Source organism: Cytophaga sp. FL35 (assembly GCF_014349235.1).
Lineage (GTDB): Bacteria > Bacteroidota > Bacteroidia > Flavobacteriales > Flavobacteriaceae > Euzebyella.
Genome location: NZ_JACSOH010000014.1, coordinates 93605 through 108204 on the forward strand (window position 1 = coordinate 93605; position 14600 = coordinate 108204).

The 14600-nt window shown below is 39.6% G+C and carries 17 protein-coding genes; 3 read left to right on the plus strand and 14 right to left on the minus strand.

The window, feature by feature from the left end:
- Positions 1-52 precede the first annotated feature (52 nt).
- Positions 53-1870 (plus strand): GNAT family N-acyltransferase, encoded by a 1818-nt coding sequence (locus BIZ36_RS12685; protein WP_187458284.1) that lies wholly within the window; start codon positions 53-55, stop codon positions 1868-1870.
- On the opposite strand, the gene BIZ36_RS12690 is transcribed toward BIZ36_RS12685, so the two are convergent.
- The 11 genes from BIZ36_RS12690 to BIZ36_RS12740 form a co-directional block, all read right to left on the minus strand.
- Positions 1867-2358, minus strand: a complete 492-nt coding sequence (locus BIZ36_RS12690) for a GNAT family N-acetyltransferase (protein ID WP_187458285.1) — start codon at positions 2356-2358, stop codon at positions 1867-1869. The two genes, BIZ36_RS12685 and BIZ36_RS12690, sit on opposite strands and share 4 nt — an antisense overlap.
- A 26-nt stretch (positions 2359-2384) precedes the next feature.
- Positions 2385-2999: a YtxH domain-containing protein gene (locus BIZ36_RS12695; RefSeq protein ID WP_222937377.1), complete on the minus strand. Its 615-nt coding sequence runs from the start codon at positions 2997-2999 to the stop codon at positions 2385-2387.
- 51 nt (positions 3000-3050) lie between these two features.
- Positions 3051-3437: a VOC family protein gene (locus BIZ36_RS12700; RefSeq protein WP_187458286.1), complete on the minus strand. Its 387-nt coding sequence runs from the start codon at positions 3435-3437 to the stop codon at positions 3051-3053.
- Between the two features lie 33 nt (positions 3438-3470).
- A complete protein-coding gene (locus BIZ36_RS12705) occupies positions 3471-3926 on the minus strand; it encodes a DUF1801 domain-containing protein (protein WP_187458287.1) in 456 nt (151 codons plus the stop codon).
- A 2-nt stretch (positions 3927-3928) separates the two neighbouring features.
- Entirely contained in the window at positions 3929-4300 is a 372-nt protein-coding gene (locus BIZ36_RS12710; RefSeq protein WP_187458288.1) for a VOC family protein, read from the minus strand.
- Positions 4301-4358: 58 nt separating this feature from the next.
- Positions 4359-5315: a 2-hydroxyacid dehydrogenase gene (locus tag BIZ36_RS12715; protein ID WP_187458289.1), complete on the minus strand. Its 957-nt coding sequence runs from the start codon at positions 5313-5315 to the stop codon at positions 4359-4361.
- A 271-nt stretch (positions 5316-5586) separates the two neighbouring features.
- Positions 5587-6939 (minus strand): magnesium transporter, encoded by a 1353-nt coding sequence (gene mgtE, locus BIZ36_RS12720; RefSeq protein ID WP_187458290.1) that lies wholly within the window; start codon positions 6937-6939, stop codon positions 5587-5589.
- Positions 6940-7043: 104 nt separating this feature from the next.
- Entirely contained in the window at positions 7044-7910 is an 867-nt protein-coding gene (rsmA, locus tag BIZ36_RS12725) for a 16S rRNA (adenine(1518)-N(6)/adenine(1519)-N(6))-dimethyltransferase RsmA (protein WP_187458291.1), read from the minus strand.
- 16 nt (positions 7911-7926) lie between these two features.
- Positions 7927-8229, minus strand: coding sequence for a gamma-glutamylcyclotransferase family protein (locus BIZ36_RS12730; protein ID WP_187458292.1), 303 nt, complete (start codon positions 8227-8229; stop codon positions 7927-7929).
- Complete coding sequence (locus tag BIZ36_RS12735) at positions 8229-8540, minus strand: DUF4286 family protein (protein ID WP_187458293.1); 312 nt, start codon at positions 8538-8540, stop codon at positions 8229-8231. Before BIZ36_RS12735 ends, BIZ36_RS12730 begins: the two co-directional genes overlap by 1 nt.
- A gap of 20 nt (positions 8541-8560) precedes the next feature.
- Positions 8561-10351: a tetratricopeptide repeat protein gene (locus tag BIZ36_RS12740; RefSeq protein ID WP_187458294.1), complete on the minus strand. Its 1791-nt coding sequence runs from the start codon at positions 10349-10351 to the stop codon at positions 8561-8563.
- Between the two features lie 210 nt (positions 10352-10561).
- Here BIZ36_RS12740 and BIZ36_RS12745 point away from each other — a divergent pair, with 210 nt between their 5' ends.
- Positions 10562-10876: a hypothetical protein gene (locus tag BIZ36_RS12745; protein ID WP_187458295.1), complete on the plus strand. Its 315-nt coding sequence runs from the start codon at positions 10562-10564 to the stop codon at positions 10874-10876.
- Positions 10877-10918: 42 nt separating this feature from the next.
- Here the strand turns inward: BIZ36_RS12745 and serS are convergent, their stop codons facing one another.
- Together serS and BIZ36_RS12755 are read right to left on the minus strand one after the other, a co-directional pair.
- On the minus strand, positions 10919-12190 hold the full coding sequence (gene serS, locus BIZ36_RS12750) for a serine--tRNA ligase (protein ID WP_187458296.1): 1272 nt from the start codon (positions 12188-12190) through the stop codon (positions 10919-10921).
- 192 nt (positions 12191-12382) lie between these two features.
- Complete coding sequence (locus BIZ36_RS12755; RefSeq protein WP_187458297.1) at positions 12383-12676, minus strand: PQ-loop repeat-containing protein; 294 nt, start codon at positions 12674-12676, stop codon at positions 12383-12385.
- 209 nt (positions 12677-12885) lie between these two features.
- Between BIZ36_RS12755 and BIZ36_RS12760 the strand changes: the two genes are divergently transcribed.
- Positions 12886-13266: a VOC family protein gene (locus BIZ36_RS12760; RefSeq protein WP_187458298.1), complete on the plus strand. Its 381-nt coding sequence runs from the start codon at positions 12886-12888 to the stop codon at positions 13264-13266.
- Positions 13267-13276: 10 nt separating this feature from the next.
- Here the strand turns inward: BIZ36_RS12760 and BIZ36_RS12765 are convergent, their stop codons facing one another.
- Complete coding sequence (locus BIZ36_RS12765; protein WP_187458299.1) at positions 13277-14593, minus strand: HTTM domain-containing protein; 1317 nt, start codon at positions 14591-14593, stop codon at positions 13277-13279.
- Positions 14594-14600 lie beyond the last annotated feature (7 nt).

The following is a 14600-nucleotide window of genomic DNA, read 5'->3' on the forward strand; positions in this document are numbered from 1 at the left end:
GTAGGCACCTATAGTGTTTTTTCTATATTAGTGCCTGCAAAGAGAATCATGTATGGGATTAGTGACCGCTAAAGAAGTGGCAACCGCCATCAATCTTGACAGGTTTGGTTTTTTTGGAACTTTTATAGCTTGGGTGCTTATGAAAGTCACTAAAATATCGAACATGAACCGGCGGTATGATAAAATGAGCCATTTGGAAGGGGAAGATTTTCTTGATGCCGTTCTTGAGAAATATGAGATAGACTACGAAATTCCTGAAGAGGATCTGAAAAGGCTGCCTAAGGCCGGGCCTTTTATTACGATAAGCAACCACCCTTTGGGAGGTATTGATGGAATTGTTCTTCTAAAATTAATGTTACAACAAAGGCCAGACTATAAGGTGATGGCCAACTTTTTGTTGCAGCGTTTTCAACCTTTGGCCCATTATATTTTTCCGGTGAATCCTTTTGAGGATCGCAAAGATGCCAAAAGCAGTACGGCCGGATTTAAAAATGCCCTACTGCACGTACGGGCAGGGTACCCTTTGGGAATATTTCCGGCGGGAGAGGTGAGTACCAAAAAAGAGGCAGGAATTGTGGTAGACCGCGAATGGCAGGAAGTGGCCATAAAGCTGATAAAGAAAGCAGAGGTTCCCGTTGTGCCCGTTTATTTTCATGCTAGGAACAGTAAGCTCTTTTATCGGCTATCAAAAATAAGTGGGTTGTTTAGGACCGCTAAATTGCCCTCGGAAGTTTATTCCCAATGGAAAAGGCCAATAAAAGTTCGTATTGGTCAACCTATTTCCGTGGCCACCCAAAAAGAACAAGAGACTTTGGAAGAATACACGGCCTTATTGCGTAGAAAGACCTACATTTTGGCCAATGCCTATGAAAAAGAGCGGTTAATTGATCAATTACCCTCTTTAAAGCTTCCAAAACAGCCTAGAAAAATAGCCCAACCTATACGCGCCGAGCTAATAGAGGCAGAAATTGAAAAGTTGGTTGAAAAGGACCGAAGACTTTTACAAAGTAAAAATTACGAGGTATTTCTGGCCCCTGCGAAGGAAATGCCATTTTCGCTTCAGGAAATTGGTAGACAACGTGAAGTAACCTTTCGGGAAATAGGCGAGGGGACCAATAATTCCATAGATATAGATCAGTTTGATGCCTATTACCACCACATGTTTTTGTGGGACAACGAGGCCAAGGTCATTGCCGGGGCTTATAGAATGGGGCTAGGAGCACAAATTTTTTCCAAGTACGGTATTGATGGATTTTATCTACAAGACCTTTTTAGGTTTGAACCGGAACTTTTTTCAATGATGAGTCAGTCCATTGAAATGGGTAGGGCATATATCATGAAAGAATATCAACAAAAACCAATGCCGCTATTTCTTTTGTGGAAGGGAATTGTACATACAACGCTAAGACATCCGGAGCATAAATACCTTATTGGTGGGGTTAGTATAAGCAACCAGTTTTCCAACTTTTCTAAGTCCTTGATGATAGAATTTATGAAAAGTAACTATTGGGATCCTTACGTGGCCCAATATGTGCGGCCCAAAAAAGAGTTCAAGGTTAAGTTAAAGGATGCCGATAAGGAGTTTGTATTTGACGAAACCCAGGCCGATCTGATAAAATTTGATAAGTTAATTGACGAGGTAGAACCTGGAAACCTTCGTTTGCCCGTACTCATAAAAAAGTACATCAAGCAAAATGCCAAGGTAGTTGCATTTAATGTGGACCCTTTGTTCAATAATGCGGTGGACGGACTTATGTACATTAAAATAGCAGATTTGCCCGAAAGCACAGTAAAACCTGTTATGGAAGAATTTCAAGCGGAATTGGAGCGTAAAATGATGGAAGCCCAGCAAGAGCAGGAGGTAAATTAATCCAATCCAACGGTTTTACTTCGTCTCTCGTAAAGAACGTTGTCCTTCCACTCACCGTCCTTTTTACCTATTCTTTCCCTGGTTCCTAAGAATCTGAAACCCATTTTTTCATGTAGTCTTCTACTACTCACATTCTCAGGAAAGATACCCGATTGAAGGGTCCACAATCCTTTGGCTTCACTTTCAGCAATGAGTTTTTGCATCAATTTTACACCAACGCCTTTTCCACGTGCTTTTTGGGATACGTAAACACTTACCTCCCCCACACCTCCATACACACAACGACTGGATACGGGAGACAATGCTGCCCATCCCAGAATTTCAGTATTAGCTATGGCTACCAAACGGCATGATTTCATATGGGAACTATCCCAAACCTCATAAGTGGGAATTTGCGTTTCAAAGGTGGCAATGCCCGTAGCAATGCCTTCTTGATAAATATTGGAAACAGCAGGCCAATGCTCGGCTTTCATTGAAACAATTTCCATAGCTTAAAATATAAAAAGTTGGACTTCTAAAGGCCCTTGAACCAATCTTGAAAATACTCGCCCAATCCTGCTATAGGAACCATTTTATTGTTGGCCGCATTCACCAGGCTGATGATGATGAGTATGAGCCCAATTATGGCAGCAAAACAGCCTACAATTGGGATAAGGCTAAGTACTATGGTCAAAAGCCAAATTCCAAGAGTTTGTCTAATGTAAAAACTACCGAATTCTGTTTTGTTCTGGGAGTTCATTATCAAGGCTACAATCCAGCCAATAGCGGTTATATGCGAAATAATTGCCACGGTTTTTCCACTATCAGGATTATTGGGGTCAAAGGTCTGCTTTACGTCATCTGCAAATTCATTGGCAGTTTTCTTTGCATCATTTGCAAAATCATTGGCCGCCTTTTTGGTGTCTTCCGTAAATTCTTTTCCTTTTTCCTTGGCCTTTTCAGAGAATTCTTCTGCAGCTTCTTTGGCGTCCTCAAATTTTTCCTTGGCTTTGTCGCCTAAAGAATCACTATTTTCCTTTGCATCATCAATAGCGTCAGAAGCTTCACTGGACAAATCTCCCTTTCCTGGGTTAAGAGGGTTGATGGCATCTTCCCCTTCACCTTTTCCAAAATTTTTATCGTCAGACATGGTTGGTTGTATTAGTGGTTTAACATGACTTAAATGTAGTTAATCTGTGGCTTATAAAAAAGCCTTGTCGATTGGTTCCCAGAGTTCTATCTTATTTCCGTCCAGATCAAGAATCCAACCGAATTTTCCATACTCATATTCCTCTATTTCGCCTACAACGGTTACTCCTTCTGCTCTTAGTGCTTTTAGTAGTTCCTTTAGGTTTTCAACCCTAAAATTCATCATAAATGATGATTTACTCGGGTGATAGTAGTCGGTATCTTCGCTCATTGGGCTCCACTGGGTAGAACAGTCCTTTCCTTCTTTGTCCTTCCACCAAAAAGTACAGCCATATTGGTCTGTATTGAGTCCCAAGTGTTTGTTGTACCAGTTTTTAATATGGTCTGGGTCCTTTGTCTTAAAAAAGAATCCACCCAGTCCTGTAACCCTTTTTTTCATATGATATCTTTTTATTCGTACGAACGTCTTGAGTTATCCCTTTACATTCTTTTCATAGAGAGCGATCCATTCTTTTACCGTCATTCTAGAACACAGTTCCCCAATGAGTTCATAAGGTATGTCATCCATTGATTTAAAACGAATACAACTTTTTCCCATATCCAGTTTTCGTTTGCAGTGCTTAGGGTATTCTGCAACAAACCAATCATAAAGTTGGTTGTCTGCGTAAATACCGGAGTGATAAAGAGCTATATAATTTTTTTGAGAAGCCAAGTTGATAAGAGGTAGCGGCAATTTAGGGTCACAATGATAACCATTGGGGTAAACGGAGTGAGGTACTACAAAACCCAACATGCCATAGCTTATCTGTTCTTGGAAATCTCGCGGTAGATTCTCCTTGATTTTCGTTCTTATCTTACGGATGACAGTCTGCCTTTCTTCGGGAAGTTGAGCAATATATTCCTCTGGTGAACTGGCTTTGTACTGCATAGTTACACGTGTTGGTCAATAAGAATAGGATTGCCGTCCGGATCAATGAGTACCATGCTCCCAGGTCCTGTTGTATTGGGGTCTACCTCTGTATTAATGGCCACGTTTTTACGTTTCAATTCTTTCTGAAGATCTCGAACATCCGTAAAACTTTCAAGGCTCTGTGCATTTTCGTCCCAGCCAGGATTAAAGGTAAGGATGTTCTTTTCGAACATTCCCTGAAATAGCCCAACGGTTGCTTTCCCATTTTTTAATATCAGCCAATTCTGTTCCAGATGTCCTCCAAAAACGGTGAACCCTAAATTTTCATAAAACGCTTTTGAAGCATTGATGTCCTTAACATTTAAGCTTACGGAAAAATTCCCTAGTTCCATGGCGGTCGATTTTGGTTAGAGCGAATGAAGGAAACCAAAAGTTTCCTGATGCCCTAAGTTAGCAAAAATTTGCTTTAACCTTATCCACTATGGTCTGTGCAAGTTTTTCCAAACTTTCAAAGGTCCAGCCGGCTACATGGGGTGAAAGAATCACATTTTGGGCGTTCACCAGATACTCAAAGGCTTCCGGAAGTTGAGATGCTTGCCCGTTTTCGCCCTTGAACATATTTTCAAAAGATGATTTTTCATATTCCAGCACATCAAGCCCGGCTCCCAATACCTTTTTTGCTTTAAGCGCGGCCACCAAATCTTCCGTAACCACACATTTACCCCTGGCCGTATTCAACAACCAAATTGGGTGGTGAAATTTTTCGATAAACTCGGTATGAACCATGCCAATGGTGTTTTCCGTTTGCGGTACGTGGAGGCTTACTACATCACATCTTTGGTGGAACTCCATAATTCCTACCTGTCTTGCATTTTCATCGCCTACACCACCTTGAATGTCATAGCAAATAACATCCTTAACGTCAAACCCCTTCAGTTTCCTTGCAAATGCCTTTCCCATATTTCCGTAACCAATTATTCCTACGGTCTTTCCCTCAAGTTCTAAACCCCGGTTACCTTCCCGGTCCCAGATACCGGAACGTACTTCACGGTCTGCTTTGTTCAGATTGTTAAAAAGGGAAAGTAGCATTCCCAAAGCATGTTCGCCTACAGCATTTCTATTTCCCTCTGGTGCCGAAGCCAAAAATATATCATTGGCAATCGCGGTTTTCGTGTCGATATTTTCCAGTCCGGCCCCTAATCTGCCAATAAATTTTAGCTTTTCTGCCTTTCTAATAAATTCTTGGTCTATGGTAAACCTTGATCGTATGATGAGACCGTCATAATCCTTGATTTTTTCTTCGATCTCTTGTTTGTTGGAGGTATAATCTTCGTGGTTCTCAAAACCCAGTTGGTCAAATTGCTCAATTAAAAGAGGATGGTTTTGGTCTACGTGCAATACTTTCATTCTTTTTGGTTTCAGGTTGATGCTCAATGGCCAAGTATTTGGTTTTTTTCGAAGCCTGTGAAATTAAGGGAATTTTAATAAATGTAAAATTATAGACACCATCTAGTTGCTTCAAATGTCCTTTTTTTTAATGCTGATAAATATATTGAGTATGTAGTATTAAAAACTTCCTTGAGTCTTGGGTCTGATTCCTTCAAATAAGCATTATTATTATGCCAATTTATAAGGTTTTGTTCAAAATGCTGAAAAAGAAATAAGTAAGCAAATGGTATTAAATGCCCAATACTATCTTGGCGATCCAGAAATAAATGAGAATCCCAAAAATATCATTGCTAGTAGTAATGAACGGTCCTGTGGCAATGGCCGGGTCAATGCCCCTTTTGTGTAAAAAAAGAGGAATAAAAGTCCCTATAAAACCAGCAACCAGAATAACAGCTATCAATGAGATTGAAATTGCCAAGGCGGTAAGGAAATCACCCTTCCACACCCAAGTGAATAACAAAAGGATGGCTGCTAAGATAACCCCGTTCAAGAGGGCCAAAAGCATTTCCTTTATCAACCTATTTCCCACACTCCCCTTTAAATCGTCATTGGCCAAGCCCTGTACGATAATCGCACTTGATTGTACCCCTACATTACCGGCCATGGCCGCAATCAATGGGGTAAAGAAGAACAGAATGGCATGTTTACTGATCATTTCCTCAAATCCGCCCATAATGGCCGCTGCGCCAACGCCCCCAACAAGGCCTAAAAAGAGCCAAGGCAATCGGGCCCGAGTCAACTGCCAAATACTATCATCTGCTTCTACATCTTGAGAGATACCTGCTGCCATTTGGTAATCCTTATCAGCCTCTTCCCTTATAACGTCAACAATATCATCAATGGTAATACGGCCTACCAATCTACCAATTTCGTCTACAACCGGAATGGCTTCCAAATCATATTTGGACATAATCTTGGCTACCTCTTCAGGTTTTTCGTTTACGTTTACAGAATCTACTTTTGGTATGTAAACATCGGCTATATGGGTTCGGGTAGAGGTGGTCAATAGGTCTTTTAAGGATAGTCTTCCCTTTAATTTATCCTCTTCATCAACAACGTAAATGGAATGTACCCGAGTTACATTTTCGGCCTGGGCGCGCATCTCCTTAACACATTTGAGGACATCCCAATTTTCTCGCACCTTAACCAATTCTTTGGCCATGAGTCCACCTGCGGAGTTTTCGTCGTATCGTAAAAGGTCTACAATATCCTTAGCATGTTCCCGATCCTCAATTTCGGAAATTACTTCTTGAACGATACTGTTGGGCAGTTCTCCAATAATATCGGCAGCATCATCCGTATCAAGCTCTCCAAGCTCATCTGCAATTTCCTTGGCGGAAAGATTTTTTAAAATGGCTTCCCTAACGTCTTCATCAAGTTCCGTAAGAACATCCGAAGTTTTATCCGTTTCTAGAAGTTTAATAAGGTAAGTGGCCTCGTCCTCATTGAGCTCGTTGATGATTTCTGCAATATCCGCATAGTGGACATCATCCATCAGCTTTACCAATTCGGCATTCTGTTGGCTGTCTATGAGCTGCTCTATTTGCTCTACAAGTTCATCTGTTAGCTTAAATGGCGTCATAGTTCCCGAGGCATATTAGGATGACCGCGGCAAATCTAAAGAAAAAGGATTAAAGGGCTGTGCACTTTACGTTTTCTTAGTGGTACGAATAGTAATAAATAGGGTTATCCTAAATCTTTAGCTACCTTTTTTGTCAATTCTATAAAATCCTCCACACTTAACTGCTCGGGCCGTTTATCAAAAATAGTAGTACTCCGTAGCTCATCACTTAGTTCAAAAGTCTTTAAACTGTTCCTAATGGTTTTTCTTCGTTGGTTAAATGCGGCCTTTACCACCCTAAAGAATAATTTTTCATCACAGTCTAAAGTGAAGTTCTCTTTTCGTGTTAAGCGTAAAACACCGGATTGTACTTTAGGCGGAGGGTCAAAAACATGCGGGGGTACTGTGAAAAGATATTCTGCATCGTAAAATGCTTGTACCAGTACAGAAAGAATACCGTAGGTCTTGTTTCCTTCTTTTTCACAAATACGTTGCGCCACTTCTTTTTGGAACATCCCGGAAAATTCAACTACCTGTTCTTTTATTTCCAGCATTTTAAATACGATTTGCGAAGAGATATTGTATGGAAAATTACCGGTGATGGCAAACTGGGCTTCCCCAAAAAGTGATGAAAGATCATATTTTAAAAAATCTGCTTCAATAACTTCTAAGGTAGATTTGCCTTGCATCAGTTTTAGGTGCTCCAAGGGAAAACTATGGTTAAGGTATATTATGGAATCAGAATCTAAATCCATAGCTACCAACCTCATTTCTTTTTGTAAGAGGTATTTGGTGAGCACCCCGGTTCCAGGACCAATTTCAATTACATCACTGTATCCATAAAAAGAGAGCGTATCTGCGATTTTTTGGGCCACCGTTTCGTCCTTTAAAAAATGCTGCCCTAAGTGTTTCTTGGCCTTTACCGGACTTTTTTCATGGCTTATTTGTTGTTCTGGGTTATATTTTCTTTTTCCTTTCTTTTTTTTGGACATACAATGGTTTTATTGGCTATTTGGCAATATAAAGCCAAGCCTGTTTGCCAGATTTTAAGGGAACCAATATGCGCTGGTATTCCGGACCCTCATACCTGTCTGCTTGAATTAAATCTTGTGGGGTGACCTCCAGAACGGAACCTGGTAAAACTGCTTTTGGATTATCTGATTTTTGAACTAAAAGATATTTTCCATACGCTTTTTGTATTGAAAGTTCATAGCCAAGTGCTTCGTCTTCCTTCATGGAAAGTGGTCTTTTAAAAATGGCCAGTTGAATTTTTCTTTCCCTAAGGGTTCCGTAACTAAATAGGTATTCCATTAATGTTCACTTACCACTTTTAATTCCGTGCTAATGGATACAAATTTATTGGGAAATTTTTTTTGTTCTTGCTGAAATAAATGCGTGGAATCTTCTTCAAGATATTGTTCTAGGGTTTGTTTGTCAACAGTGGTATATTGAACCGAATAGGTAACCCCGCCCATCTCTTCCTCTACCATAACTTGGGTCATTTTGGCGTTCAAAAATTTTCCCGTTGCCAGTATATTTGGAATATGTGTTTCCTTCATCCATTCTACCCATTCTTTATGAACGGCCTTTTCAATATTCGTGGTTACATTGTATATGTACATTGGATATGTATAAGCTTTTTTTAATTAATGGCATCACCCCTTAAGATTCTAAAATTTTTACGTGCCTGTGGAAAATAATAGCTGTCCTGATAATTAAACAGTATTTTCTCGTAGTGTTCCTTTGCCTTTTCTGGTTGGTTGAGTGTGGTTCTATAAAGTTCACCCAAGGCAAAATGCGCGTCGTCCGCTAAAATATCGTTGGCATAAAACTCGGTTATTTTTAAATAATTGAATTCCGCGCTTTCGTATTCCATTTGTTCTTCCAATAACTTTCCTTGTTTTAATAAGGCTTCGTCCTCAATTTTTTCTCCCTTATGATTCTGTAAGATGTCATCCAATGCTGTAATGGCTGCCTTGGTCTTGTTTTGATAGGCTAACAGATCTGCCCGGGCATATTTTTTAAGTGCGGTTTGGGTTGAGTCCTGTAGGGAATTGTCAGAAATAAGAAGGCTCAACTGCATCGCATCATTGGCAATGAGTTGGGAGGTAGAACTGCGCAACACTTTTAGTTGGGTAAGCGCCCAATCAAAATCACCCTTATAAAAACTGGTCTGGGCCACTTTAAAGCGTGCATTCTGACCTAAAATGTCATTTTTGAGTTTCGCTTGGATCTGCGAAAAGTAAATGAGGGCCTCATTAAACCTTTGGCCAAAAACCAAAATATCTCCTAGTGCCAATTTTATAAAAGCCTTGCCCCTTTCGTTTAGGGGCAATTCCAAACTATTTTTTAGAATGGTAATGGCTTCCTCTGGTTTGTCCATCTTAAAGGTCAGAAAGTTGGCATGGGCTACTTGTAATTGCAGGGTTTGTGCTTTATAGCCATGTAACTGCGTTAGTGTTTCAAATTCTTTTTCAATAACAGCGTACTTTTTGGGGTCGTTATCTAAAAGTTGAATGTCAATAAGGTTGAGCGTAGCGTTTAATTTAACGATTTCATCACCACTGTTCTCCGTGATATACTCATATACTTCTTTTGCGGTTTCGCTATCGTTATCTTCTAGGGCCGTTTTTCCCAATTCTTGTAATCTTTGGGTGTTGGCTCCATCCATGCGTCTATAGATGGCTTTTTCCTGTCTAAATGCGCTACCGTATTGCTTTTGTTGAACAAAAAGCCAGCTGAGCATTTCATTCCAAAGGGTATTTGGACTTTTTTGGGCATTTTTAAGTAACAGACTTTTTAAGGTAATGTTGTTCTCGCTTTCCGAATCGGAAGAAATAAAATCGTCTATATTCCTAAGCACATTGGATTTGGAAGTGCGGCCCTGTTCAATAAGGTTGAGATAAGAGTGAAACATCTTTTCAATATTACCTTGTTCGCCATACACCCTGGCCATTTGGTAATTGTAGTCCAGTTTAGGGTTGAGCTCCATTGCTTTGGAATAGGCTTCCAAGGCCTGGTCCAAAAGCGCATATTTTTGAAACCTATAACCTACCCCGTATCCAAAATTTGGATTCTCTTCAATCTTATCAATCGCTTGTCTGTAATATTTGGTCGCTTCGTTGGGCAGGTTTTGTAGAGTGTAATTGTAACCAAGTTCAATATAGAGGGTTGGATAAACATGTCCTTCTTCCAGCTTATCTAAAATGAGTTTTTCTGCATCTGCAAACCTTTCCAGTTGCTGATAGGTAGCTATGAGACCTTCTGCATAATCGGTTCTTCTAGGATTTTTTCTAACCAAATTTTCGTAGTAAACTACAGCTTTCTTATAATCTCCATCATTGAAGTACTGCTTGGCCAAAAAATCTTCTTGCCCATGGGAGATGGTGGGCATGAAAAGTAGGATTAAAATGCAGCGGATGAAATGTTTCATTTGTTTGGAATATAGCAAAAATACCTCAGTGTGCCCATAAATGCTGCCAACGACTTCCTAAATTATGTCTAGTATTGAATTTTTACAAAAAAGCAATTTCAAATTATACCGTTTTTAAGCCTGTCCGTACATTATTGAATTGAAATCCTAGTATTTGCATGTAGTTTAGGTTGAAAGTATAACGGTAATTTCAACTTAAAATTTAATAGGATGGCAGCTTTTGTTAAAACTTGTGATCGATACGCCGCATTTCTATACCCAAATGGTAAAAGTGAAGGCAGAATCAATCTTTATTGCGCCGATGGGTACAAACTCTACCTGATTTTTTCCGCGGGTACTACCTTTTCTACCAATGACTATGGAGTAGCGACTAAAACCGGCGTTGCTTATGAAGATATTGAAAGATATAGCGATTATCTGGATATGGTCCGCAATGAAAAACCTGTAAGGGTAACTTTTAATCCTGAAAACAAAAATTTTGTCGTTTATGTATCGGGAGAGGAAGTAGGGGAAGGCGAAATTTAGAATATTAAAACGTGCCCAATTAAATATAGGGCACGTTTAGTATTAATCTATTATATCAAAACCACAATATGGCACCAATACCTCTGGTATTTTAATGCCTTCTGGGGTTTGGTAATTCTCTAATATTCCGGCCAATACCCTAGGTAATGCCAAGGCACTACCGTTGAGGGTATGTGCTAACTGACTTTTACCGTTCTCGTCTTTAAAGCGCAATTTTAATCTGTTGGCCTGATAGGTTTCAAAGTTGGAGACGGAACTTATTTCCAACCAACGATTCTGAGCTGTAGAAAACACTTCAAAGTCATAGGTCATGGCCGAAGTGAAACCTAAATCACCGCCACAAAGACGTAAAATTCTATAGGGTAATTTCAGGTCTCTGAGGATACCTTTTACATGTTCCACCATTCCGTCTAGGGCCTCATAGGATTTAGAAGGGTGTTCTACCCTCACTATTTCTACTTTGTCAAACTGGTGCAATCTGTTTAAGCCACGAACATGGGCGCCGTAACTTCCAGCCTCCCTTCTAAAACAAGGGGTATAACCGGTATAGCGAATTGGAAAATCTGCTTCGGAGATAATCTCGTCCCTAAAAATATTGGTGACCGGTACTTCGGCCGTAGGTATGAGATACAGATTGTCATCGGTCACATGGTACATTTGTCCTTCTTTATCGGGTAATTGCCCGGTACCGTAGCCCGAAGCTTCATTTACCAAATGGGGAACCTGAATTTCAGTATAACCGGCTTCTGTGTTTTTATCCAAAAAATAAGTGATAAGGGCTCGCTGTAAACGGGCTCCTTTTCCTTTGTATACGGGAAAACCGGCACCACTGATCTTTACACCGAGCTCAAAATCGATAATATCATATTTTTTTGCCAGCTCCCAGTGGGGCAGGGCATTGCTTTTCAATGAAGGTACTTCTCCTTCCTTAAAAATTTCCTCGTTGTCTTCTTCCGAATTTCCTGCAGGAACCAATTCATGGGGTGCATTAGGAATTTGGTAGAGAAGAGTTTGTAGTTCTTCTGAAATAGTATGGAGCTCTTCTCCCAGTAACTTGGAATCTTCCTTTAAACCACTGGTCTTTGCCTTAAGTTCATTAGCTTCTTGAGCCTTTCCACTTTTGAAAAGCATACCAATTTCCTTGCTTAGTTTGTTACCTTCTGCAAGTATGTTGTCTAATTTTGTTTGCGTTGATCTTCTTTTTTCGTCGAGTTCTATAGCGCCATTCACGAGAGGTGCCGCATCCACATTTCTTTTGGTCAATGCCTTAATAATCTCCTCTTTGTTTTCTCGAATGGTCTGTATTTGCAACATGCCTTTTGGTTTTGGCTGCAAATTTAAGTTTTCTTTGGATGAAAACCCGAAAGGCGGTGTAAAGATTTAGGGCTAATAGCATCCATCTGTCAAAGTAAAAATACCCTTAATTACAACTTGGCTCCTCCTTGTCTTTTAGGGCCATACATTTTTAGGGATTTTAATTCTAGCAAGATTCCTTCTTTGGGGGCGTTAATGGATTTTTTTATGGTTTTTTCTGAAAACCACTAGGCATAGTGCGGATTGTAAGCAAATTGCTATGGCGTTGGTGAGCCAAAGGGCTATGGTCTCAAACCTAATTCCGTACAAAAGCCAAAAAGTGTAAATCAATAACCAGCCAATTAAAAAGGTTTTTGAAAGGCTGCTTGGTGCTGTAGACCTATATTCTTTAATTACTTGGATCAAGACGACAAAGCAGGCAGAAAATCCGGCAATTAAACCTATAACTTCAAATAAATCGGCAGGTATAGACATTAGGTAATCCATGAATTGTCGGGTTTTGGTTGTTTATTATATGTTGGTCACAAGAATATCAAAACTAACCTAAATCTTTAATTGTTGTAAGGGTTAAATTAAAAGGTCAACATTTTTTTAGATGCTGAAATTTTTAACCAATTGATCCACTAGTAGAATATATCAGAATTATTCAAAAATTGAATATGGTTTGTTATTTTTAGGTTTTAAATAACCACACAATGATTTTTGAACATTTTGCCATTAATGTTTCCAATGTAGATGCTATAGTTGCTTGGTATACAAAAAACTTACATGTAAAAGTGGCCAGCGCCCAAAAAGAACCACCATTTATGACTTTTTTGGCGGATTCTTGGGGTCGTGTTTTTGTAGAGCTCTATCACAGTCCGGACGAAGCTATTACAGATTTTAGCCAACAGCACTTTTTGACCTTTCATCTCGCTATGGTTTCTGAAAATTCAGAAGCGGATAAAAATAGATTGATCGAAGCCGGAGCATCTTTTGTTGAAGAAGTTTTTAAGGAGGATGGCAGTCATTTGGTTATGTTGCGTGATCCCTGGGGCATGCCTTTGCAATTGTGCCAACGTACCATAAAATTTTAACGTACTCCAATTACTGGTTTTCGCTGGGTAATATCCATTCGTTATGCCAAAGGTAGTCCCACTTGGCATTGGCGAGGTCTACTTTGGGGTCTATAAACGCCCTGTATGGCTTTCCGTTAATACTAACTTTGGAATTGACGGCGTAAACGGCGACCTCTTGTCCTTTTTTGGCGTATTCCTTTTTTAACCGTTGTGCGAATTGCCAAATAAAATCTGGGTAAGAAGTAATTCTTTGTCGTTGTTTCTTGGTCAAGTATTTTTTGGTATCGATTATTTCAGATGTACCTGATTCTTTGTCAACTACCTTAAAAGTAATTGTTCCGCCTCTGCTTCTAAGCATCATTCGCCAGCTTAAACGGTGACCTTCTTCGGTCCAAAGCACATCGTCCTTTATCAAATGATGCCTTACCGGAAGTAATAGCTGAATCGTGAAATATACGCCCGCCAATGTGTATACTACATACTTGTATTTTGGGACTTCTATATTTTTAAGAACGTAAGGAACCTTCTTTTTAAAGAAAATTTTTCGAATAGTTTCAGGTTCAAAAAAGAATACCGTAAAGGCTAGGGACAGGTAAGGAAAAATTCCGATCTGAAAAACAATTGAATTAAACAGATGGAAGAATATGGAGGCGAAAAAGGCCCATTTTCTTGTCGGCTTCCAAAGTAAAGCCGGTATAATGAGCAAATCGAAAAAAATACCAAAAAAACCAATGATTTTATGAATCCAAGTGGCTTGAAGGATTTCGCCAATAATTGGGTAGCTCGCTTTATTGAGCATTAAAATTTTAATGATTCCGAAATCTAGCCAATCTGCATAAATTTTGGCAACGGAGGCATAAGAATATACAATGAGCAGCTGTAGTACGATCACCCATTTTACATAACCGTACATGCTATCTGCTTTAAGTGCCGGGTTTCTGGTTGCATCCCACGAGTAATTTCTACTTGCGGGTAGGAAACACATGATGCCGGAAATAAGTATCAATAGGTAGTAGTGATTGTTATAGGAAGTTTTCTGCATGAGGTACACCCCTGTCCATAATAGGGTGAAAGAGATGATACTAAAACGGTATTTAAACCCAAGTGCAATGAAAACTCCCAAAGTGCCCATTAAGAAAAAATAGCAATACATACCATATCCTGGGAGTGGTTGAAGCCAATCAAAACCAATGAAATTGAATGTAAACTGGGGTTTTACAAGCGTTCTTCTCACCCAGCCTGTTAAGATGGCCCCGTAACATTCCAGCGAGACCAATATCCCAAAGAATATTCGGAATATAATAAGTGCCGAATTATCAATTTTGGTGAAAAGTAGACGTTTCATAAAGCCT